This window comes from Baia soyae, assembly GCF_004341445.1.
Classification (GTDB): Bacteria; Bacillota; Bacilli; order Thermoactinomycetales; family Thermoactinomycetaceae; genus Baia; species Baia soyae.
The window spans coordinates 12,613-37,635 of sequence record NZ_SLXV01000028.1; the positions used below are offsets into that span (position 1 = coordinate 12,613).

Here is a 25,023-nt window from a genome sequence, read left to right on the forward strand (position 1 = left end):
ATCTACGCAGAACAGGAGATAGATAGGATGAGAAAAGTATCGTTTGGATTACTAAAACAAGCCGATTTCCGCAATTTTTGGCTTGGATACACCATTTCGATGTTTGGTGTTCAAATCACACTGGTCGCTCTGCCATTAGTGGCGGCGATTAGTCTAGGAGCAACTCCACTGCAGATGGGGATTCTTCAAGCAGTCGAGTTTTTACCCTTTTTAATCCTAAGCTTATTTGTGGGCGTATGGGTGGACCGTATGCCCAAGCGGCCGATTCTAATCGTGACCGATATCTTACGGGCCGTGATTCTACTCGGAGTCCCGATTTGTATGTACTTTGATGTACTCACTATGCCGATCTTGTACCTCATTGCCGGGTTGGTCGGGATTAATACGGTGTTCTTTGACATTGCTCATACTGCGTATCTCCCCTCACTCGTGAAGCGGGACGAATTAATTGAGGGGAATAGCAAATTGGAGTTTAGTAGTTCCAGCGCCACTACTGTTGGTCAAAGCTTGGGTGGAGTGGTCATCCAGTTGCTTTCTGCTCCATTTGCCATCTTATTTAATGTGGGTACGTACTTGTTTTCTGCTCTGTTTCTAAGCTTTATTAAGCAGAAAGAGACCGTGGTGGAAAAGCCGCCAGAAGAGCAAAACATGTGGACTGAGATTCGAGAGGGTACATCTTTTGTTTTTAACAGTAAAGTGATTCGCCCGATCTTGATTGCAACCGTGATCTTTAATCTATTTACCTATTTCATCGAGCCTATTTTCATTTTGTATTTGACTCGTTCGCTGAAACTGGAACCAATCTATATTGGCTTAATCTTTGCTATGTCAGGAGTAGGTGCTCTTTTGGGTGCCATGATTGCGGGGCCGTTTGCTAAGAAGCTAGGAGTGGGGAGGGCGCTTGTTGCTTCCTTGCTCATCGCAGGGGTTGTTTCACTCCTAATCCCGCTTGCTACGTTCTTACCTCTCATTCCAGCTGTCATCCTGATTATGACGATGTATTTGATTGATGCGGCGATGGTGATTGTGTACAACATTAATCAACGGAGCCTGCGCACGGCCATCACACCGGACCATCTGCAAGGAAGAATGAACGCATCGATCCGTATATTCGCGATGGGTGTGGTTCCGATTGGTGCATTGCTGGGTGGTTGGCTAGGTGGGGAGATTGGGACGACTCCTACGTTGATTGTGGGAGCAGTGGGGATTATGGTTTCGGCTATTTTTATTCTTTTTTCAAGTGTGAGGGGTATGAGGAAGACAGAAGAGGTTATAGCGGAGCATGTGGGTAATGAGAGTTAGGAGATAAGAGTGGTGGTGGTTCTACTATTGGTAGCAGACTTTATTCTATTGCGTAAGCTCATGATTTGAGTAGGCTTGTTGATTGATGAGCCATAGGATGATCGAGGGCAGGAGAGTCTGTTCGATCCCTGCTCACTTATCATACTCCCTGATTCATCAATCACTTGGTTGGAGAATGAGAAAAGAATAGGGGCAATGTATCTGGCCACAGTGATGTTAGTGAGCCTACTTAGCGCAGTCCTTTGTAGCAAGGGCGTTTTGTGGCAATGTTTGAGCGTGTTCTTCGCGAGTTTTGCCACTTGCCCGAGCGGAGAAGGACGGAGCGGACTTGCTTTTCCACATCTTCGCAGGCTCACTATTGAGCTGTGACCAGATACATGCCCTGATACTTGCTCTCCATAGCAAATCCAATTCATAGTTCTTGTAATTGCATCATCCTATACCAAAATCGAGGTGTTCTTCCTTGGAACAGCATCAGTTGAACCAACAAATGATGGCATGGAACGATACAAAAATAGACTTCCCTCCAATTTGCTTACACCAAATGTTTGAACAACAAGCCAACCAACGGCCCGACCAGATCGCAGTCGTGATGGGTAGCCAGCAGATTACCTATCAGCAACTAAACCAACGATCGAATCAACTAGCTCATTATTTACAGCAATTCGGTGTAGGCCCTGACGTACCTGTTGGAGTGTGCATGAACCGCTCGATTGAACTTGTGATCGCCCTACTCGGAGTCCTAAAAGCAGGTGGTGCCTACGTTCCCATCGATGTGGAAGCACCCACTCGTAGGATGGAACAAATTCTAACTGAAGCGAGGTCTCCCGTTTGCTTATCCCAGTTAGAGTTAAAAGAAGCGTTGCCAGTCTGCGAGGTTCAGCTTGCATTCGTAGACCAATTAGAGGACAAAATCACATCATTTCCAACAGACTCACCTCCTGATTCGGGAGTGGGACCTGATCATGCCGTTGCCATTTACTATACATCTGGGTCAACCGGCCGGCCTAAAGGAGTCATCAATCTCCACAAGGGCTGGGGGAATAAAATGCACACCCTACAACGCCGTTTCCAACTACAGCCAGAGGAAACGATTTTGCATAAGACAACCATCACCTTTGACGATACGGCGATTGAAATCTTTTGGACGCTATCGGTAGGGGCGCGCATTGCCTTGATTGAGCCGGGGTTACATCGGGATCCGGAAGCGATTGTGGAAGCCTTAATTGAGTATCAAGCATGTGGCCTCCTTGCTGTACCCAGCGTGTTAAATCGGGTGATGGATGTGATGGATCACAAAAAGAAGCTCCAGTTATCACAGTTTCGTTTTGCCTATGTAGGAGGAGAGACGCTTACTTCCAGTATGGTACGTCGTCATGCTGAGTTACTCCCCGGAAAGCTATATAACACGTGGGGAGCGACGGAAGTATCGGTGGATTCCACGATCCATGAGTGCTCAGAAGCAGATTATGACGAAGAAGGAGCCGTTTGTATTGGCAAGCCGGTTGATAATAATCGTGTCTATATCCTAGATGATCACATGCAACCAGTTCCGGCTGAAGTAGTAGGGGATTTGTATATCGCTGGGATCGGTGTGGGGAAGGGCTATATTAACGATCCGGAGCGAACGGCGAAATCGTTTATGGAAGATCCGTTTGTAGCAGGGGAGATGATGTACCGTACAGGTGACCGTGGTTACTTCCGGGTAGATGGCTCCATTAAATTTCTAGGTCGGGAAGATTTCCAAGTGAAAGTACGCGGAATCCGTGTCGAGCTGGGGGAGATTGAAGCGACGCTTTTGAAACATGAGAATGTGAAAGAAGCGGTTGTGCTTCTGCGAGAAGATACTCCCGGTAATAAGCGGTTGGTAGCATATGTTGTGATGAAAGCTGATCCAAGCGCTGGGATTAAATACGAGCTACGGGAGCATCTAAAAGAGTGGTTGCCTCTCTATATGGTCCCGCATTTCTTCATGATCTTAGAGCAACTGCCCTTAAACCAAAATAGTAAATTGGACCGTCAAGCACTCCCGGCACCGAGTGGTTCACGTCCGGATTTGGGGACGGAGTATGTAGAACCTCGTAACGAAATGGAATCCTATCTAGCGGGTGTGTTTGAAGATGTGTTAAAGATGGAAGAAGTGGGCATTTACGATGACTTCTTTGAATTAGGAGGCGACTCGATCTCGGCCACACTGGTGATGACTCGTTTACGACGGACCGTTCAACCGAACATTCCATTGAAGGTGTTGTTTGATCTTAAAAACATTGCCAATCTAGCTTGTTATGTTCAAGAGAATGGATGGAGCTTGATGTTAGAAGGATTTGCGGGGATGCAGCGAGTCAATCGTGATCAGGAGTTGCCGCTTTCTTTTGCACAAGAGAGATTATGGTTTATTCACAAATTAGATGAAGATAAGCCTACTTATAACGAGCCGGTGGCGTACCGGATTTGCGGGGATCTACAGATAGTCGCCTTGCAAACAGCAGTCCATGAAATGGTCCAACGTCACGAAAGCCTACGTACCACTTTTATTACAGTGGAGGATCATCCGGTTCAGTTCATCGCACGTGAAGGGAAGATAGAGCTTCCTTTGGAGGATTTATCTTCGGTTCCAGCAGAGAGGCGAGAAGTGACTTTGCAAATGGCGTTAACGAAGGAGTCACGCATTCCGTTTCGTTTGGATCAATCTCCGCTAGTCAGAACGAAGTTGTTCAGGGTGGATGCAGAAGAATATGTACTATTGATCAACATGCATCATATCATCACAGATGCATGGTCCGGGGTTCTTTTCTTGGAAGAGCTAGGCATTCTGTATGATGCGACGTTGAAAAAGAAAGCGAATCCGATGGATGAACTTTCATTCCAATATGCTGATTTTGCCGCGTGGCAGCGAGGATGGTTGCAAGGGCCGTCCTTGGAAGAGCAAGTGGATTTTTGGAAGCAGGAACTTGCAGGGGAGCTTCCCGTTTTACAATTACCAACCGATTTCCCGCGGCCCGCTGTACAAACGTTTGAAGGAGATCGTTTTTATTTCCAACTCGATGTGGAACTAGTTGACCAGATCAAGCGGCTAGGGCAACAAAATGAAGCATCGGCTTATATGGTTTTGTTAGCTTCCTTTAATACCTTGTTACACCGTTATTCGAGACAGCGCGAGATACTAGTTGGTTCTCCGATTGCGAATCGAAACTACCCCGGCTTAGAGCAGATGATGGGTTTCTTCGTGAATACAATCATCGTGCGGAGCCATTATTCAGGCGATTGCACCTTTCAAGAATATTTGCATCAGGTCAAGGATAGATGCCTGAATATTTATAACCATCAAGATGTTCCATTTGAGCAACTAGTACGTGAGCTTCAGCCAGAGAGGAATCCTGCTTACTCTCCACTGGTGCAAGTGGTGTTTGCTTTTCAAAACAAGTTAGAAGAAGTGCTTCATCTAACCGACTTGCAAGTTTCGGCGGTAGATGTAAACACCCGAACCGCTCGGTATGACTTGACCCTTTTCTTGACGGAGACGAAGCAAGGGGAGTACGCGGGGATCTTTGAATATAATACTAACTTATTTAAGCAAGAGACAATGGAGCGGTTATGTGAGAATTTTACCACCCTCTTGGAGCACATCGTTGCAGATTCCACCCAATCCTTGGCGCAGCTTCCGATCACTTCGGATAAACAACGCACGGATATATTGAAATGGAACGATACTCAAGTGGCGTTTCCCAAGGATAGTACGTTGCATGAATCGATTCAAAAACAAGTGGAACGAAATCCAGATGCTCCTGCGGTTGTATTCAATGCCGAATCATTAACCTATCGAGAGCTAGATAAACGGGCGAATCAAGTAGCGAACTATTTAATCGGTAAAGGGGTTGGACCGAAACGGATCGTAGGGATTTGTATGGATCGCTCTTTGGATTTGGTAGTGGGACTATATGCCATTCTCAAGACTGGAGGGGCGTTTCTCCCTCTTGACCCCGAAGCACCTAAAGCCCGTTTACGTCAGATTCTAGAAGACTCGGAAGCCGTGGTTTGCTTGTCAGAATCAGCCTTTCAGGAGCGAGTGCCGCATGAGACGGTTTCAACGATTTGGATGGATGTAGAGTGGAGCCACATAGAACAAGCGCCTGCCTATACACCTACTAGTAAAGTGGCTCCTGATGATCCAATCTCGGTGTACTACACGTCTGGCTCAACAGGCAAGCCAAAAGGGGTTGTCAATACACAGATAGGTTGGATGAATCGGATGTGCTGGATGCAGAATCATTTCCAGCTAAAGCAGGGAGAATCTGTTCTGCAGAAGACAACTCTTACATTTGATGATGCGGCTGTAGAAGTTTTTTGGCCCCTGATGCAGGGAGGTCGAGTAGCGTTGATCGAGCCTGGGATGCACCGTGATCCATGTGCCATTATCAATGCGGCAATCCAATACGAGGTGGTACATCTCCAGTTTGTGCCAAGCATGTTGAATTTAGTGTTGGATGAAATAACAGAGGAAGACAGCAGAAAATTGTATGCAGTAAGAAGTACCATCTCATCCGGTGAAGCATTAAGCGCTACGACCGTCCGCCGCTTTTTTGAAAAGATACCCGGAACGCTTAACAACACATGGGGAGCAACCGAAGTCTCTATCGACTCCACGATTCATGTGTGTAAACCCGAGGATGTGGAAGAAGAAGGCGCGGTTTGCATTGGGAAACCGATTGATAATAACCGTTGTTATGTTTTAGATGAGCATCTTCATCCCGTTCCAGTGGGGGTTATCGGAGATTTGTATCTAGCTGGAGTCGGAGTGGCGATAGGGTATCTAAATAATCCAGAGCGGACAGTGAAGTCATTTTCCGCCGACCCATTTGTGTTGGGTGAACGCATGTACAAGACGGGAGACCTTGGTTACCATCGGCCGGATGGTTCGCTGATGTTTGTAGGTCGTGCCGATAACCAAGTCAAAATTCGAGGGATGCGCGTGGAATTGGGAGAGATCGAGGCTGTCCTCTTAAAGCATGAAAATGTGAAAGAAGCGGTTGTTCTCGTTCAAGAAGATGAGCCAGATTTGAAGAGGCTTCTTGCTTACGTAGTGCCGCTCGATCCAGAGACGCCCCTCATCAGCGAAGAGATGCGCGAAATGGTAAAGCAGACCTTGCCCGACTATATGGTTCCTTCCTTCGTGATGATTCTAAAGCAGATGCCGCTAAATGCCAACGGAAAAGTAGACCATCTGCAACTGCCTAGACCCGACCGAATCCAGCACTATACCGGAGTCGACTACATCGAGCCACAGGGACCAGTTGAGATCATGCTCGCCGAATGTTGGAGAGAGATGCTACAAATAGAGAAAATAGGTATTCACGACAACTTCTTCGACCTAGGCGGCCATTCCCTACTCGCTACACAACTCGTCTCCCGCATTCGCAGACAACTCGGAGTAGAACTCCCCTTACGCGACGTATTCATGAAACCAACCATCTATGAACTAGCAAAAATAGTAGAAGAGATCCTCTTCGACATGATAGAGCGCATGTCTGAAGAAGAGGTAAGCTCTCTATTAGACAAAGAGTAGAGTTAGTCTCTATTACGAATCACCAAATAAGTTGAAACGAATGAGGGGCAATGTATCTGATCACTGCGATGTTAGTGAGCCTACTTAGCGTAGTCTTTCGAAGCTAGGGCGTTTTGTGGCAATGTTTGAGCGTTTTTTGCGAGTTTTGCCACTTGCCCGAAGTGAAGAAAGACGAAGCGGACACCCTCTACATCTTCGCAGGCTCACTATTGAGCTGTGGTCAGATACATGCCCCGGGATATGTTTATCCAATATATTGTATTTGAACTTTGAACTCTGAACTTAATGATTGCACCGGAAAGGACTGATTCCATTGTCGTCCAACCCAGAAGGATACTACATCTTCCCAGCATCCTACACCCAAAAACGACTATGGTTCCTGGATGAACTCCTACCAAACACCCCAGCCTACACACTCTCGTTTCCCCTGCGAATTCGCGGGCAACTAAACGAAGATGCTTTGAAACAAAGCTTACAACAAATGGTACACAGACACGAATCATTACGCACCTTTTTCACCTATGACGATGGACAGCTAATGCAAGTGGTCATACCTGAAATGGAGCTATCGATTCCAATATGGCATAAGGAGGATTTATCAGATGCTGAGCGTGATGAGCAGGCACTGAAATTGGCTCATCAAGATGCTCTAAAGCCCTTTGTGTTATCAAAAGGGCCGTTGATCCGAGCTTCAATCGTTCGTTTTGCTGAGGATGATCATGTGTTGCTTCTCTCGATCCATCATATTATTTTTGATGGTTGGTCAGGTAACGTGTTCTTTAGAGAGTTAGAAGAGGGGTACCGTTCTCTTTGTTTGAACGAACCCATCGAGTTGGGAGAATTAGAGATTCAATACGGAGACTACGCTGTCTGGCAACGAGAATGGGTAGAGTCGGTCGAGTTTCAGGCACAGTTAAGTTATTGGAAGGAACGACTCAAGGGATACAGCCCCCTGCTAGAAATCCCAACGGATCGACCACGTTTAAACAAGCCAAATTTGAAGGGGAGAAGCTATGAGTTTGAGATCCCACCTTCTGTTGCTAAGCAATTGGCCGAGTTGGGGCGTGAGCAAGGTACTACCCCTTTTATGACCTACTTGACTGCGTTTCAATTATTTCTCTTTCGATATAGTGGTCAGGATGATTTTTGTATTGGTTCATTACATGCAAATCGCAATCTAGATGGAGTGGAAGGCGTCATTGGATTCTTTGTGAATACGCTGGTACATCGGGCACAGATTAAGCAGGGCGTTACGTTTCGTGAACGATTGCAACAGGTCGTACAAGAGTGTATCGAGGTACTTTCTTATGCGGATGTGCCGTTTGACAAGATTGTGGAAGAGGTTTGCACAGAGAGAAACTTGCATCACACTCCGCTCGTACAAGTGTTGTTTGAATGCCAAAATAAACTGATCAGTGGAGAGCCATTTCATCTGCTAGATACCGAGATTGAACAGATCGATACCCAAAGCACTACCAGTAAGTTCGATCTGTCCCTTTATATTCATCCGAGTGAAGAAGCCGTATCGGGTATGTTTGAGTACAACAGCGATTTGTTTGACGATCAGACGATCAAACGAATGACGGAACATTTTCTGCTTTTGCTAGAACGAATGGTAGACTCTCCTGATCAAGAAGTAGAGGGAATCTCTCTATTAACAGAGAATGAATGGTTGCGATTTGAAAGAGAATGTAACAGGGTGGTAGAAAAAAATGCTTCTTTTTCCTGTATCCACACCTGGTTTGAGGATCAGGTAGAGCGTAGTCCAGATGCGATTGCGGTGGTGTATGAAAAGGAATCGATTACGTATGGTGAACTAAATAGGCGGGCCAATCAGGTGGCTCATGATCTGCACAGCCGAGGTGTGGAGAAGGAGAATTTAGTTGGGATCTGGTTGGATCGTTCGATCGAGATGATTGTGGCGATTTTAGGGGTTCTGAAGGCAGGAGCAGCGTATGTCCCAATTGATCCATCTGCACCATCGGAGCGTGCCGCCTATATCTTAGACGATGCAAACATATCGGTGTTACTCACGGCAAATGGAATCATACCCAATCTCGCACCTCAGCTAGAGATCGAAGTGATTGATTTATCGGACCGGATGAAGCTGGAGTCTTTCCCTGTAGAAAATCCAGATTACGATGTGAGTTCAGAGAACGTGGCCTATGTCATTTATACATCGGGTTCAACAGGTAAGCCGAAGGGTGTAATGGTCGAACACGGCAATATCCATCGGTTGTTTACCAGTACGGAGCGTTGGTATCACTTTGCTGAGCATGATGTGTGGACCCTGTTCCATTCGTACGCATTTGATTTCTCCGTATGGGAGATCTGGGGCGCATTGCTGTATGGGGGCAAGCTGGTAGTGGTTCCTTATGAGATGACTCGCTCGCCTGAGTCGTTTTATCGCTTGCTTACCGAGCAAAAGGTTACTGTGCTGAATCAGACACCATCCAGCTTTAGGCAGTTGATCCAAGTGGATCAGATGCAATCGTCGTCTCATCTCTCGTTACGCTATGTGATTTTTGGCGGGGAAGCGCTTGATTTTCGGACATTGTCCCCTTGGTTTGAACGCCACGGAGATGTTAGGCCGCAATTGATCAATATGTATGGGATTACAGAGACCACGGTCCATGTTACCTATCGGCCTATTTGCCATCAAGATGCGAGGGGATTGGGTGGAAGTTACATTGGTGTTCCGATTTCAGATCTACAGGTTTATATCCTTGATCCACATTTACAACCTGTCCCAACGGGTGTGTTTGGTGAGATGTATGTAGAAGGGGCTGGTTTGACCCGTGGCTATTTAAATCGTCCTGAACTGACTGCGGAACGATTTATTACCCATCCATTTCACAACGATCCCAAGCGAAGACTCTACAAAACAGGAGATCTGGCACGTCGATTGCCAAATGGCGAGCTAGATTACCGCGGTAGAGCTGATTCGCAAGTGAAAATTCGTGGTTTCCGAATGGAATTGGGAGAGATTGAAGCCGCGTTTCTGATGCATCCATCTGTTGCCGAGGCAGTCGTGGCAGTGAAACGATTTCCGGGAGGGCAAGAGGGACTAGTTGGCTATGTGTGTCAGGCTCCTTCATTACAAGAAGAGATCCAGAAAGATCAGCTACGTAGCTTCTTAGCGGAAAAGCTCCCAGAGTATATGATACCCGCCATCATCATGGTCGTAGAGAGGATTCCGCTTACTGTAAATGGAAAAATAGATCTTCGTGCCCTGCCTGGCCCTGATTTTGGGAGGATGACGCGCACTCACACGTATATCCCACCTGAGTCGGAGGAAGAGCGGATCATGACGGAAATTTGGGAACATGTCCTGCAAGTGGAGCGTGTGGGGGTAGAGGACAACTATTTTGAGTTAGGCGGAGATTCGATTCGTTCGCTTCAAGTCCTGTACCAAGCGCGTGAAGAGGGGATTCACTTTGCTATGCAAGATCTTTTTAAGTATCGAACCGTGAGATCCATTGTGAAAGCATGGAAGCAGAGAGATCAGATAAAAGAAGAATCGCTTGATATGAATGAGCAAATGGAGATAGAAGATGCGTATCAGAAACAGGGGGATATAGAAGATGCATACCCCATGTCTCAATCGCAGATCGGGATGATCTACCATAGTCAGCTAGACGCTACTCATGATCTCTACCACAATGTGCACAGTTTCCATTTACAAGCTCCATATTGTGAACAAGCTTGGAAGAAGGCGATCGAGGAACTCGTGTCTCGTCACCCTATTTTGCGAACATCGTTTGACCTTGTTCACTCCAGTCAACCGATGCAATGTGTCCATCGTCATGTAGAGGTACCTCTATGCTTTTTTGATCTTCGCTCCTTCACTCAGGGCGAGCAAGAAGAACGAATCAATCATTCTATAGAGCACGAACGAAATCAGCCATTTCATTGGACAGAGGCCCCGATCATTCGTTTCTCCATTCACCGACGAAATGAGGATACGTTTCAACTCGTCATCACAGAGCATCACGCGGTTCTAGATGGTTGGAGCGTTGCTACGATGCAGTCAGAGCTTTTTAGTCTCTATCTATATCATCTTGGCCTTGCGGAGCCGTTGTCCAGTGCTCCCAGTACGAAATACAAAGACTTTATTGCTCTAGAACAAAAAGCGATTCGCTCTGATTCAAGCAAACACTTTTGGAAACAACAACTGTCCGAACATCACGATAACCGGCTTCCTCGTTTGCTCGCACAAGAGAAGATCGCTTCAGGGGCTGATATGAAGTATGAAAATGTCCCGATTTCAAGTAACTTATCCCAACAATTGAAGGAGCTATCTCTTCGTTTACAAGTCCCGATCAAGAGCGTACTGTTAGCTGCGCATCTTCGTGTGATCTCGTTCCTATGTAACCAAAAAGGAATCACAACAGGGGTTGTATGGAATGGTCGACCTGAGCAGAAGGATAGCGAACGTGCTTTAGGCATGTTTTTGAATACGTTGCCGTTTTGTGTGTCACTGGAGGATGAGACATGGAGCGATTTGATTCGCAGGGTATTTGATCAGGAACAAGAAATTTTGCCCCATCGTCACTACCCATTGGCCCAAATCCAACGGGACCGGCTCGGTCAACCGCTCTTTGAAACCTTCTTTAATTTTACGAGTTTCTATGTTTTACAGGAGATGGAGCAGAGTCCGTATATCAAAGTGTTAGATGAATGTTCCCATGCAGATACGAATTTCACATTTGGAGTAGAGTTTTCAATCGATCCGGTTACGTCTGATGTGCATCTTCATCTACGCTTTGATGGTAGACAATTCCCATCAGAACAAATAGAACGATTTGCTGGCCACTATCAAACAGCCCTTCATCAAATGGCAAATCAACCCGAGAGCCGCTACTTCACGACCCATTTGCTATCAGAAGAAGAACGAAACAAGTGGATCGAGGATTGGAACGATACGGGGCGGGATTATCCAGTGTGCTCCCTTCCTGAGCTATTTGAAGAACAAGTTCGGAAGACGCCAGATCGCACGGCTTTGTATTTTGAAGGAACTGAGTGGACGTATCAGCAGTTGAACATGCAAGTGAATAAAATTGCACATATACTTAAAAAGCAAGGAGTACAGGACAATGTGAAAGTGGGGCTTTTCTTCGAGCGTTCTCTGGAACTTGTCGCCAGTATCTATGGAATTGGGAAAGCAGGTGGTGCATATGTACCGTTCGATCCCGAAACTCCATCAGAACGTTTAACGTTTCTGTTTGAAGATGCGGACATTCTGATCTTGATTACACAGCGTAAATGGTTAGACAGTCTGCCACCCACATCTGCACCTATTCTAATTGTCGAGGAGATATTGGCGGCTCAAACAGAAAGTGATGTTCCTGCTACAGGGCCCTCTCATCCAGATTGTATGGCCTACATGATCTACACATCGGGTTCCACTGGAAAGCCAAAAGGTGTGATGATTGCACATCGTAGCATCCATAATCGTTTGATGTGGATGCAGGAGCAGTATTCATTGACACCGGAGGATCGAGTGTTACAGAAAACACCCTATAGCTTTGATGTTTCAGTATGGGAGTTTTTCTGGCCCTTGATCACGGGAGCAAGTCTGGTTATCGCGCGACCCGGCGGACATAAAGACCCACACTACGTAGCGGATCTCATCGAGTCGACGAATATTACCACACTCCATTTTGTCCCTTCGATGCTGAGTCTATTTGTCGAAGAAGCGTCTCCAGATAAGTGCCTTAGCATGAAACGTGTCTTTTGTAGCGGAGAAGCTTTATCCTACCCACTTCAGCAGAAGTTTTTCGAGCGCTTTCCGGCCGAGTTACATAATCTGTATGGTCCAACAGAGGCCACAGTGGATGTAACATACTGGAAATGTTGCTCCGATGCTGAATGGGCTGTCGTCCCGATTGGGCGACCTGTTGCCAATACACAAGCTTACATTTTAGATGACCAATTACAACCGCTTCCACTCGGGACACCGGGTGAGCTATTTATCGGCGGAGTACAAGTTGGCTCCGGCTATCATAATCGTGACGAGTTGACCGCAGAGAGATTTATCCCAAATCCATTTCGAACTGGGGAGAGGATGTATAAAACAGGCGATCTAGTACGCCTTTTACCAGACGGAAACATGGAGTATCTAGGTCGAAACGATGACCAAGTCAAGATACGAGGCTTACGGATTGAGCTAGGTGAGATTGAGTCAGTGCTGGGCGAACACCCTGCGGCTCATGAGTCCATTGTTATGACCCAACAGAGCGGTGACAGTGAATCGTATCTGGTTGCGTATCTCATCGCGGATCGAGCGAAAAAAGCAGAGATAGAGGAGTTTCTCACTAGCAAATTACCTACCTACATGATCCCGTATCTCATTTTTCTGGACCGTTTTCCAATCACTCACAACGGCAAACTGGATCGAAAAGCGCTCGCAAATCTAAAAACAGATCGACATCACAGTCAAGAACCGAATCTGGTGGAGCCTAGGGATGAGTTAGAGGCAGAGTTGGTAAGCATCTGGGAAGAGATATTGGGACGTTCCCCGATCAGTGTTCAAGATGACTTCTTAGGACTGGGAGGGCACTCCATTGCCGCAGTTCGTCTTATGTCACGAATCAATAAACGTTTTCATACAGAGCTACCATTATCTGTACTACTCCGAAAAACAACCATTCAAGGCCTAGCCGCTCGTATTCGACAGGGTGAAAGCTCACTAGAATCTGTATCTCCACTTGTATCATTTAATTCTAGTGAACATGGAAAAGCTTCACTCTTCTTGATTCACCCAATAGGAGGTAGCGTCTTTTGTTATACAGGATTGGCTGCTCACTTAGAATCAGATTTTACCGTCTACGCCTTTCAATCCATAAGCTTCGATGGCACACATGAACCGCAGACATCCGTCGAAGAGATGGCTAAAACGTATCTACAAGTAATGCGAACCGTGCAAAAACAAGGCCCTTACTATCTAGGCGGTTGGTCCTTTGGCGGTGTCATCGCTTACGAGATGGTGAACCAGCTACAGCAGCAAGGCGAAGACGTCGCATGTCTTCTACTGTTGGACTCCTACGCTCCCATGGGATCCGAACCACAGACCGATTGGACCGAAGATGAGTTGATCCATAGCTTTATCCAAGACCTGCTTTACACCACTACATCAAGTGAAGTCACGCAGTTAACCCAGTCCAATCCTTCTTCCAAATCCCTATTTACTCGCTTACAAGAACAGGGAAATGTGCCACAGGATCTGGACGAGCAAAGAGTCCAACGTCTCTACCGAATTTTCCAAGCAAATGTACGTGCAGATGAAAGCTATATCCCTAAACCCGGATGCCAAGTCTCAGCTCTACTCATCCGCGCACAGCAAGAGACATCACAAGAAGACGACAACAACAACCCAACCCTAGGCTGGCATCAACTCATCCAGCCCCCAATCCAAGTAGTGACCCTACCAAGCAACCACTACACCATATTGCAAGATCCGCACGTAAAGGCACTCGCCGAGACGGTGCAACAATGTATCAACAAGCGCCGCACTTGATGGTGAAATACCCAACTTAGACATCAGTACGCGAAAACTCTTACCAAAATGGGTTAGTAACCTATTAACAAACCTTTGTTACGAAAATATGCAACTTGTTTTAACCGAGCTTGTTTAACCGTAAATGCTAGTAGGACTAGGGGCAATGTATCTGCCCCGGGCTTACTCCAATCAGCTAATCACATCTTTTTGCACTATCGTTCTATCAAACTCAACTCAACTTGCTCCTTTGCTACAAAGTAAAAGGAAGGTAACCCAATGAATAAAAAAGCCCAGTCTAGGCAAATCGGATTCGGACAATCGTTCGGAACCTTTGGCGAGCTACTACAAGGTGTTTTACCAGAAAACAACCTAGACTTCCTAGTATCATTTCCCATCACCCGATCATCCCAAGTTACATTCGTATCCGACTCTAGCAAAGACTTCATTGAAGTAAGCCCCTCTTACAAAACCAAGACCCAAAAACTAGCTGAGCAAATGCTAGCTTGGTATAAACTTCCGACAGGAGGGAGAATCACGATTGAGAGTACCCTTCCAGTTGGAAAAGGCCTAGCGAGCTCTTCGGCCGATTTAGTCGCATGTGCTAGGGCTATTAATAACTGCTATGACCTAGGGATCAACGAGGAAGAGATAGGCCGTTTTTTGGCTGAAATCGAGCCATCTGATGGAGTGATGTACCCCGGGGTCACTTCGTTTTACCATAAAAAAGTCCAACTGCGAGAATTCATGGGTCCACTCCCTAATCTAACAGTCGTTAGTATTGATGAAGGCGGGATGGTAGATACACTCCGCTTTAATCAACAAGAAAAGCCGTTTACCTCAGAAGATAAGATAGAGTATCGACAATTGCTAGATGAGATCACGATGGCTATCCAACAGCGCGATTACGCTCGTGTAGGTCAAATTTCCACACAGAGCGCCCTGAAAAATCAGAAACTTCTCACCAAACAATCTTTTTCGAAGATGGTGGAAATATGCGAGCAAGTAGAGGCCTTGGGTGTCATTGTCACACATAGCGGTACATGTATTGGATTGTTACTTTCTTCTCTTTTCCCTGACTATCCAAATAAGCTCCAGAAAGCCATTCATCTACTTACTGAAATATCAGGTGAAGTCAATATTTACTACTCATGGGAAGAAGATTGCGTTTGGAATCATTCACCTATTTTTCAGAGAGGATGAACCGTGTGAAATGGAAGAGCCTTATTGATTCCATCGGAAATACCCCCACAGTCCGATTACGTTTGGATGATCAGGCGAGTGGGCAAGCTTACGCCAAACTGGAGATGCAGAATCCATTTGGCATGAAAGATCGAGTGGCTAAGCGAATTATATTAGAAGCCAAACGAACGGGGGAGTTGAAAGAAGGAGCGCCCATTATTGAAAGTTCTTCGGGAACGATGGCGTGTGGCGTTGCGCTCGTTGGAACGTATTTAGGGCACGAGGTTCATATCGTCACCGATCCACGGATGGATCCCGTTACCTTTGCCAAACTGGAATCCTTAGGATGCAGGATTTACGTTGTGGAGCAGATGGGGGTAAACGGCTGGCAAAGTGCCCGACTGGAGCTTCTGTATCAGTTGTTGGATGAATTACCGGAGGCCTTTTTCCCACGGCAATACGAAAATCCAGATAATCCAGCCGCCTATCAATTGCTTGCAGAAGAGCTGGTTGAAGATCTGGGACATGTAGATATATTGGTCGCTTCGGTGGGCAGTGGTGGTTCTATGTCAGGCACGGCGCGAGCCTTACAACAATTCAATCCTAATTTAAAGGTGATCGCAGTGGATTGCACAGGAAGTGTGATCTTTGGCCAACCCGACCAACCCGGGCGATTGCAAGGTGGTCTGGGTAATTCTTTAGTTGCTCCCAATGTAGATCACTCCCTTGTCGATGAGGTTCATTGGTTAAACGATGAAGAGGCATTTGCCGCTACACTCCTACTTGCAAAGGAAGAAAAAATATTTGCCGGGAATTCCTCCGGTTCTGTTTATGCGGTAGCAAGGTGGATCAGCTCCCAAGTATCTCCCGATACGAAGATTGTAGCTGTTTTCCCAGACCGCGGAGATCGCTACGTTCATACCATTTATAATCCAAACTATCGAATGGAAAAGGGGATTGATAGTCTACGACTTCCTGAAGCCCCTAAGCAAATTACAGTAGCGGATACAGTGGTCGAATCATGGTCATATCAAGCATTATCACGAAGAGGAGGAAGGTCCGAATGAGTAAGAAGATTGAATTGCGAAGTGATACATTCACCTTGCCTACGCAGGAAATGTTAGATGCGATGATTCGTGCTGAATTGGGTGACGATGTATACGGCGAAGATCCAACCGTGAAGAAGTTAGAGGAACGGGCGGCAGAGATGTTTGGTAAAGAGGCGGCCATTTTCGTCCCAAGTGGCACGATGGCCAACTTGACCTCTTTGATGGCCCACTGCCCACGAGGTTCAAAAGTATTAGTCGGAAACGAGTCCGATATTTATATTTACGAAGCAGGTGGCGCGGCAGTATGTGGCGGGATTATGTATGAGCCGATTCCCACACAGCCAGATGGACGCCTCGTCATAGAAGATCTACAAAAGGGATTTCCAAACGACCTAACAGATCCACAGTTTGCTTTGCCAGCCCTTATTTGCTTAGAGAATCCACATAATCGTATGGGCGGTCGTGTGCTCCCGCTCTCCTATTTGGCGGAAGTGCAAGCCTTTGCTAAAGAAAAGAGAATCCCGGTTCATATGGATGGAGCGCGTGTGTGTAATGCAGCTGTAGCCCTAGATATCCCCATTTCGGAAGTGGCCCAATATGCGGATTCTCTCCAATTTTGCTTATCCAAAGGATTGTCAGCTCCGATTGGTTCCATGGTGGTCGGGGATCGAGAATTCATTCAGAAAGTATATCGGATTCGAAAAATGCTAGGGGGTGGCATGCGGCAAGCAGGGATTATCGCGGCAGCAGGCTTCATTTCTCTAAATCACATGGTAGAACGGTTGGCAGAAGATCATGCTCACGCTAAGCAGTTAGCGGCAGGCTTAGATTCTATAAAAGGAATCGAATGTGATGTGAAATCGGTAGATACCAACATCGTTTTCTTCCGTGTACAAGATAAACGCTTTACTTGGCAAACATTCGTAGAAGCCGTACGCAGACAGGGGTTATACGTTGATGAACTAGGACATGGCCGGATTCGTGCCGTAACCCATTCTGGGATTACTTCTCAAGATATCAATCAAGCGCTACTCATTATACAAAATGTCCTCAATTCGTAAATACCGTGCTACTTACAACAAGGGAGAGATTCATATGTTTAAGGGGAATTTAGAAGGCCGATTAATTGAAGCAATTGAACCGATTCGCCAGCACGTGTTAGCCGTTTCGATTTATCATCTCTTTGATACAGGGCTGTTTGACCTGATAAATGAACAGGGTGAAGTGACCGTTCCCCAAGTGGGAGAGAAGCTAAATATGGACGAGTCCAAGTTAGAAGGCTTCCTAAAATATTTGAAAGTCGAAGGAATCGTATGGGAGGAAGGGAAACTCTTTTCTCTTACTGAGAAAGGGAAAGAGCTTTTAGACTTCCGTGCGTGGTACATCATGCTAATTGGCGGTTATGCGAAAACGTTTTTTCAAGTCGGTGAAAAGTTGTATAAAGATTCCGGCTGGGCTACGCGCGATGCGATGAAAGTAGGCATTGGTTCCTGTGGAATTAGCCATTACGACTCCATCCCACTTACGCGTCGCCTGATGGAACGAATTCCGGATCAATGCAATAAATTGTTAGATCTTGGTTGTGGAAACGGGATGTATCTAGTGGAATTCTGTGAACAGTTTCCGCATATTGAGGCATGGGGCACGGAGCCGAGTAAAGGAGGATACAACGAGGCAGTACGTCTCATTCAAGAGCGGGGTCTGGAGAATCGGATTCGCCTTTCTAACGTAAATGCGATTGATTTCTTTCATCAACAGATCGATTATGAGCCCGATTTCCTCGTACTAGGCTTTGTATTGCATGAGATTCTCGGCCAAGAAGGAGAAGAAGGCGTTGTTCAATTTCTAAATATGGTAACGGACCGCTTCCCTGACATTCACCTAATTGTAATTGAAGTAGATAATCGAATCGACGATCCACAAACAATGCGCCACGGATTGTCCCGTGCCTACTACAATCCCTATTACCTGCTCCACTACTTCACAGAACAAAAAATGGAGACAGAAGCATTTTGGGATCAGATCTTTGAGCGTTGTGGATTAACGATTGTTTCCAAAGATACCACAGATCAAAATGTGGACTCTACCGGTCTTGAAATTGGTTTTTTATTAAAGAAAAGAGGCTGAAAACATGCTCAGAATCACGAGTCAAAACAGTCCGTACACACTACTCCAACAACGCCTTCAATACATCGCTCTACATCCAGATCGTCCGTTTACGATCTTAATTGAAAATGTGCCCCAGTGGGATACGCCGATTCAGCCCGTTGCAAGTAAGCAGCCCTATATTTGTGAATATGCACCGTGCAATGGCTATGATTTTCTGCTACATGGACTAAAAGAACGGGATCAGAGTAAGTATCAGTCCAATGTTCAAAATGAAAATATACTAGTTACCAATGGAGCGATGCATGCGTTATCCCTCATCTTCCGTTCTTTGTACAAGCCGGGGGGAATAGCCCTCGTCCAAGCCCCGGTATTAGGGAACATTGCTGATATCTTAAAAGCTTCTGGATATCAAATGGTATATTTTTCATCGGATCAAACCGAAATGCTAGGGCAATTGGAACAATTGTACACAGACGACGTGCGGTTTATCTACGTCAACACACCGCATAATCCATTCGGCGGCATTTTGTCTGAGAGTGTCGTGAATCAGTTAGTCAGCTTTGCACAAGATCGCCAAGTTGCCCTAATCGCCGATATGATCTACGATTCCTACACATTTGAGGGGAATCTTACACACTCCCCTCTTGTTGCGAGTACAGATTGGCAACATCTCTACACCGTGAACTCGATGTCAAAAAACTACGGTGCCCCGGGTTTGCGGATCGGTTGGATTACATCGGACGCGGAAAATATTAAGAAATTATCCGGGTTATGCGAAGCGGAATGCGTTGCGATTAGTGGACTATCCCAATTACAAGCCTATGACTTGATTCAAAAAGGCAACGATGAACTGGTAGAAATTATCCGGCATCGTAAGGCATATGTGGAGCAGCAATTGACTAAGATGGAAAACATCCAATACACGATTCCAGCTGGAGGAACCCAATTCTTCGTAAAGCTACCAGTAGATGATATTGACTTGTTTGCGGATTTTGTGTTGATTGCGTATGGGCTTGCATTGACGACAACGAGTAACTATGACGGGATTGAGGGATCGTATATTCGGGTTCCGATTATTCATTCGGTTGAAATGATTGAGAAGGCCCTTGAGTTGTTGGTGAAGGGGATGGAGGAGTTTGGTAGGTTGTGTAGTTCTGATTCGGTGTGCAATGTGAATTAGCTAGGCTAGATAGCCCGGGGCATGCATCTGCCCCTCTACACGGCTTACTCATTTTTCTGAAATATAATCAAATACAGGCTCTCCTAGACTCGAATATGCTAGTCTTAAGTAGTATGACAGTCATTTTGTTGTAATCAAAAAGTTACATTACTTATGTGTACCTGTGGGTAATAGTAGGTAGATCATGATTCGCATGGTCTTGATCATACAATAGAACGAAGTAAGGGGGAAATGCTTTGGAGCTATTAATCGGTATATTGTTGTTTATGTTTATCATGGTAACCATTATCGTAAATGTCGTTGTCCGGAATAATAAAAAAAAGGCGAAGAACATGGGTTTACATGTGTTGCCTGATTTAGGATTACAAAAGAATGAAGAACCGTTCCGAGCAGAGATGAAGAAGCTAGTGGAACATGTTGAACAATCGATTCCGGAGTACTATGCCAGTCAGGTAAGAGAGAGAGTGATCCGCGAATATCAAATCTCACAAGACGATTTTCAAAATCGTTGGTTCGAGTGGAAGCGCTACTTAGCGATGGTTTCCATTCTCCCGTATGTACCGATGTATAGCCGAGATGTGGATGTAATCTGGCATGAGATGTTAATGTTCACTAAGGACTATGAACAATTCTCCAAGAAACTATTAGGAAGTATTCTCCATCATCAACCGCACGGGCCGGAAGAGCAGAAACTAGTTCCAGACGATCGTGCATGGTTTGACCTTATCTTTCATTTACTATTTAAGCCAACTAAATATACGAACTACACATGGGGAAAGTTTTTAAAACATCCAGTCTCTGTTCAGGTCATTCATGATTTTCGCACGTTATCAACGGAGAAGCTACAGGAAAGGTACTTTAACACACACTCTGCATCTCATTTCCCTGTGATAGAAAACATACAAATGCTGTTAATCGAGCAAGTGAAGCAAAAATTAGAGAAACTGGACCAATTTTACGTGACCCACGGATCTAGCGTAAAAACGTTTAAAAAGCACCATAACGTGAAAGCATCTGATTACATCCTTGTTGGGTTCCTATTTTTATCTGCCTACCATTATGATTCGTTTCTTGCTCAATATGCTCTCCTTAACGCGCAATCAAGTTCTTATAGTGGTAACTATATATTTGATTCAAGTGATAGTGATTCAGGTAGCAATGATTCAGGTAGCGGTGACTCAGGAAGCAGTGACTCGGGCAGTAGTGATTCAGGAGGAAGCAGCTGTGGAGGCAGTAGCGGCGGCAGTAGTTGTGGCGGTGGCGGTGGAGGATGCGGCGGCGGTGGCTGTGGTGGTGGAAGTTAGGAAAAGAACGGCATGATTATTATTTCAATCGGGAGGAATCTATATGTCTGATTCTCTAGATCAGTTATTGCACCGTGCGGAAGAGGTGGATAGCCCTCAAGCTTTTACACTTCAAAATTCAAAAGCATTAAAAATCCGTTTGACCGATTCTGTATATTGTCGAGCAGGGAGTATGGTTGCGTACCAAGGGAATATCAAATTTGAAAGTAGCACGGGTGGCGGGCTTAGCAAGTGGATTAAAAAGAAGATAACCGGCGAAGGTGTGCCTTTGATGAAGGCAGTCGGAAATGGCGATTTATTTTTAGCAAACCAAGCGGCCGATATTATGGTCATTGAACTGAAAGGAGAAACCTTCTTTGTAGAAAGTAGAAATCTCCTCGCCTTTGAAAAGACAATCGATTGGGATGTTACCTTATTAAAAGGTGGCGGCTCTATGTCCGGTGGCCTCTTTACCTGTAAACTAAGCGGTCACGGCTGTGTTGCGATCACCTCCTTTGGCGAGCCCATTGCACTAGAGGCTCCCTGCGTCGTAGATCCAGACTCCGTACTAGGTTGGACTTCGGGCACCTCACCTTCCATTCGTACCGATATCAACTTCAAAACATTAATCGGTAAATCCTCTGGCGAGACCTTTCAGCTAGCGTTTAGTGGAAATGGAAAAGTGCTCGTCCAACCTTATGAAAATGATCAACAAAACCTAAAAGGATGATGTACATGTTTGACAATTCCCTTCTCACTCAGCTCACGGAGCAAGCTATTCACGATGGCGTACAACAGTTTGCGGTGGGTGCGGTAGTACAGAAAGATAATAAGGTACTCATACTCCGGCGATTACCAGATGATTTCATGGGCGGGGTCTATGAGTTGCCGAGTGGTAAAGTCGAAGCGGATGAACCAATTGATAAGGCACTGATTCGTGAAGTGAAAGAAGAAACGGGGCTTGATGTGGTTTCGATTCGTCGTTATATCAATTCCTTCGACTACATGAGCCGTAGTGGCAAGAAGAGCCGCCAATTCAACTTCGCTGTAGCTGTATCTAATTCAGATAAAATCATCTTAGAGGAGCACGATTTGTACGAGTGGGTAGCCCTAACAGGAGAAGTACCTGTTACGGAAGCAGTGAAGGAAGTGTTGAAGAAGTTTCAAGAAGCAGCTAGTAACTAAGTCAAATCTGGATCATCAAACAAAAGGGACAGAACCAATCTGGCCCTTTTATCTATGTTAATTCGTAGGAAAGAAAAATTTCAATGCCCTCGGGAGCTCCCGTTGCCAGAAGCCCCACGTATGGTCGCCCTCTTCTTTGTGATACGCTACATGAGCTCGCTTCTCTAATAGAAGCTGGTGGACCTCGCGATTCCTCGCTACGAGATCCAAGGTTCCCATATGCGTTTCAATAGCCGTTTCGGATAGGCCGATCGACTGATAGATCTCGAGAAACTGTAGGGAATACACACGTGAGAGATCCTGTACCGTTTGTTCGAGAAAAGCCCCCGATTGAGATAGTACCCGGTTACAGATTTCTGGATACTCAAGGGCGATATGTAGAGAGACCGTACCTCCTAAAGAAGAGCCTCCTATGACCAACTTGTCAGTAGCAGTATCAACCGAATATCGTTCCTGCATAAGCGGTAGCAACTCTTCAACAATCATCAGCTTATGCGCTTCATGGAATTCCCCTGTAGGTGAATACTGTGCTGTTCGTTTCTTTTTATCCACCGGTACAAATGCCATCACAACCGGCACCATCTCATTTTGTGATAGTAATTGATTTGCCTGTGTAGCAATCCTGCCTAAATTAAGATAATCCGGTCCATCATGGAGGATAAGTAGGGGATACGATACTGATTCATCATAATCCGGTGGTAGATAAACATGAATCTCTTTCGACTCTCCTAAATGGGAACTTGTCAGCGTTTCTTTTTTAATCGTTCTAGTTAGATATTTGGTATCCATTTCTCATTGCCCTTTCTATACGAAAAACACAAGTATGTTGTTTAACAGTCCTACAAAAATAAATACTTTTATTACAATATACCCAAATAATCCACTCATAGCGAATAAAAGGTTTCCGTTCTCCTTTGGCCGAAAGTTATCAATATAAATAAAATTGTTTATCTGCAACCTGGCTGTTGTGTTTTAATTAGATGTAAGAGGAGTGGTACATATAAACCGTTTTAGATGGTTACTTATTATTGTAATCTCGATTATTACTTTGGGCTTTTTAGAGTATAAGGGGATAATCTGGCATAATTCGTTGTTTGCAGTAGGATATGAAGTGAAGGGTTTGGATGTATCGCATCACCAAGGACACATTAATTGGAAAGTAGTCCAAGAAGAAGATTTTAAATTCGTATATATAAAAGCGACAGAAGGTCAGGATTTTATCGATCCCAAATTTGAATACAATTGGGGAGAGGCAAAAAAGTATGGATTCTTAACAGGTGCATATCACTTTTTTTCCATGAGTAGTTCTGGCGAAGAACAAGCACTCCATTTTATCAACAAGGTACCGAAGCAGCCGGATCATTTGCCGCCAGTGATCGATGTAGAGATCCATTTGGAACATGATCCAGATAAGGTAAGAAAGGAGTTACGGACGCTAGCACTGAAAATGGAGCAAGAATATAAGAAGAAGCCGATCTTATATGTTACTTATGATACATACCATGCCTATATCAAAGGTCACTTGAATGAATTTGATATTTGGATTAGGGATATCGTCAAATTTCCTACACTCGGTAGCCAAAAGTGGGCATTTTGGCAGTACAGTAATAGAGGTAGAGTGAATGGGATTGATAGTTATGTAGACATCAATGTATTTAGTGGAACCTCGGAACAACTAACAGGATACCACACAATAGATATGAAATGATTAGATACGGGGATAAATCTGAAGAGTGATGGGTTTATCTCCCTTTCTGCTATATATTGCATATTCTAAGATACTTTTCAGTAGCTCATTTTTTTGTCTACTGAAGTGGTTGCATGGTATAAATCTAGTACATTTTCGATCTCAGGAATAAGGGTATGCTCGACCTGTTCTTTCTCTTCTTCTTTTTTCCTTCGTTCCTTTAACAACATCTTTTCGAGCTGGTGTAGCAGAGAGCTACGATTATTACACCCATATTTGAAATGGGCACATCTGAGTCGTAGCACCCTATTTGAACCTCTCATGCTTGTCATAGTACGACCACATTCGCCACACCTTATAAGTCCATTTAAGGGATTTACCATTGGAGCCTGTCCATTGTTTGGGGTATGGTACTTTCCTTTTACATCGATCCATTCAGATTGAGGCCTTCTTGTAATGCTTTCGTTATATCTTGGATCTTTTGATTTTGTGTACTTCTTTTTTTAAATTGTATTTTTCCAATGTAAGTAACATTTTGAATAATGCTTGATATAGTAAACTGTTTCCACATAGATCCATTTTGAAATTGGATTCCTGACTTGTTTAGATGCTTTGCAATATTATATACCCTAATAGGATTGTTCTAACAGATATCTTTTCAGAGATGTCTTTTAGGAACAACCCTATTCTTATGTCATCGCCATCAGGCTAATGGCATGACTTGAATCGAGATCTCTGCTCAGGTAATGGTTACTAAATGTAAACTGTAGATGAATCCTAAGGTGAATCGTCTTTCCATTGAGATATTGCCCAGTCATCCATCAGCAACTCAACATATATATAGTAAGACTTATGGGAGGAGGCATACAATGTCACAAGCGAATATCCCGAATATTTCACCCAATATTCAGATCACAAGGGAAGATGCCATTAACCTGTTGTTGTCCTCGATTGCGTTAGAAGAGTTAGGACTTAGCCATATTAT

At 45.0% G+C, this 25,023-nt stretch carries 16 protein-coding genes; 13 read left to right on the forward strand and 3 right to left on the reverse strand.

The window, feature by feature from the left end:
- The first annotated feature begins 27 nt into the window (after nucleotides 1-27).
- From EDD57_RS09355 to EDD57_RS09405, 11 genes are all read left to right on the forward strand, one after another.
- Entirely contained in the window at nucleotides 28-1,302 is a 1,275-nt protein-coding gene (locus tag EDD57_RS09355; RefSeq protein ID WP_131849195.1) for an MFS transporter, read from the forward strand.
- Between the two features lie 463 nt (nucleotides 1,303-1,765).
- A complete protein-coding gene (locus EDD57_RS09360) occupies nucleotides 1,766-6,865 on the forward strand; it encodes a non-ribosomal peptide synthetase (protein ID WP_243649505.1) in 5,100 nt (1,699 codons plus the stop codon).
- Between the two features lie 313 nt (nucleotides 6,866-7,178).
- Nucleotides 7,179-14,384, forward strand: a complete 7,206-nt coding sequence (locus EDD57_RS09365; RefSeq protein WP_165873746.1) for an amino acid adenylation domain-containing protein — start codon at nucleotides 7,179-7,181, stop codon at nucleotides 14,382-14,384.
- Between the two features lie 258 nt (nucleotides 14,385-14,642).
- Nucleotides 14,643-15,566 (forward strand): GHMP family kinase ATP-binding protein, encoded by a 924-nt coding sequence (locus EDD57_RS09370; RefSeq protein ID WP_131849197.1) that lies wholly within the window; start codon nucleotides 14,643-14,645, stop codon nucleotides 15,564-15,566.
- Between the two features lie 5 nt (nucleotides 15,567-15,571).
- Nucleotides 15,572-16,612: a PLP-dependent cysteine synthase family protein gene (locus tag EDD57_RS09375; RefSeq protein WP_131849198.1), complete on the forward strand. Its 1,041-nt coding sequence runs from the start codon at nucleotides 15,572-15,574 to the stop codon at nucleotides 16,610-16,612.
- The gene (gene ltaE, locus EDD57_RS09380) at nucleotides 16,609-17,655 is read left to right on the forward strand and encodes a low-specificity L-threonine aldolase (RefSeq protein ID WP_131849199.1); all 1,047 of its coding nucleotides are present in this window, start codon (nucleotides 16,609-16,611) and stop codon (nucleotides 17,653-17,655) included. The genes EDD57_RS09375 and ltaE overlap by 4 nt, the downstream gene beginning before the upstream one ends.
- Before the next feature lie 34 nt (nucleotides 17,656-17,689).
- A complete protein-coding gene (locus EDD57_RS09385; protein ID WP_131849200.1) occupies nucleotides 17,690-18,721 on the forward strand; it encodes a 2-ketoarginine methyltransferase in 1,032 nt (343 codons plus the stop codon).
- 4 nt (nucleotides 18,722-18,725) lie between these two features.
- Complete coding sequence (locus EDD57_RS09390; RefSeq protein WP_131849201.1) at nucleotides 18,726-19,883, forward strand: beta-methylarginine biosynthesis bifunctional aminotransferase; 1,158 nt, start codon at nucleotides 18,726-18,728, stop codon at nucleotides 19,881-19,883.
- A 236-nt stretch (nucleotides 19,884-20,119) separates the two neighbouring features.
- A complete protein-coding gene (locus EDD57_RS09395; RefSeq protein ID WP_131849202.1) occupies nucleotides 20,120-21,187 on the forward strand; it encodes a glycine-rich domain-containing protein in 1,068 nt (355 codons plus the stop codon).
- A gap of 43 nt (nucleotides 21,188-21,230) precedes the next feature.
- Nucleotides 21,231-21,896, forward strand: a complete 666-nt coding sequence (locus tag EDD57_RS09400; protein WP_131849203.1) for an AIM24 family protein — start codon at nucleotides 21,231-21,233, stop codon at nucleotides 21,894-21,896.
- Between the two features lie 5 nt (nucleotides 21,897-21,901).
- Complete coding sequence (locus EDD57_RS09405; protein ID WP_131849204.1) at nucleotides 21,902-22,351, forward strand: NUDIX domain-containing protein; 450 nt, start codon at nucleotides 21,902-21,904, stop codon at nucleotides 22,349-22,351.
- A gap of 57 nt (nucleotides 22,352-22,408) precedes the next feature.
- On the opposite strand, the gene EDD57_RS09410 is transcribed toward EDD57_RS09405, so the two are convergent.
- The gene (locus EDD57_RS09410; RefSeq protein ID WP_131849205.1) at nucleotides 22,409-23,140 is read right to left on the reverse strand and encodes an alpha/beta hydrolase; all 732 of its coding nucleotides are present in this window, start codon (nucleotides 23,138-23,140) and stop codon (nucleotides 22,409-22,411) included.
- A 202-nt stretch (nucleotides 23,141-23,342) separates the two neighbouring features.
- Between EDD57_RS09410 and EDD57_RS09415 the strand changes: the two genes are divergently transcribed.
- A complete protein-coding gene (locus EDD57_RS09415; protein WP_243649506.1) occupies nucleotides 23,343-24,059 on the forward strand; it encodes a GH25 family lysozyme in 717 nt (238 codons plus the stop codon).
- Between the two features lie 77 nt (nucleotides 24,060-24,136).
- On the opposite strand, the gene EDD57_RS09420 is transcribed toward EDD57_RS09415, so the two are convergent.
- Together EDD57_RS09420 and EDD57_RS15150 are read right to left on the reverse strand one after the other, a co-directional pair.
- Nucleotides 24,137-24,421 (reverse strand): recombinase zinc ribbon domain-containing protein, encoded by a 285-nt coding sequence (locus tag EDD57_RS09420; protein ID WP_131849206.1) that lies wholly within the window; start codon nucleotides 24,419-24,421, stop codon nucleotides 24,137-24,139.
- Between the two features lie 38 nt (nucleotides 24,422-24,459).
- Nucleotides 24,460-24,672, reverse strand: coding sequence for a recombinase family protein (locus tag EDD57_RS15150; RefSeq protein WP_131849210.1), 213 nt, complete (start codon nucleotides 24,670-24,672; stop codon nucleotides 24,460-24,462).
- A gap of 235 nt (nucleotides 24,673-24,907) precedes the next feature.
- On the opposite strand from EDD57_RS15150, the gene EDD57_RS15295 reads away from it, so the two are divergent.
- The coding region (locus tag EDD57_RS15295; protein ID WP_481170251.1) for an alpha-helical endospore appendage domain-containing protein at nucleotides 24,908-25,023 on the forward strand (116 nt) is incomplete at its 3' end.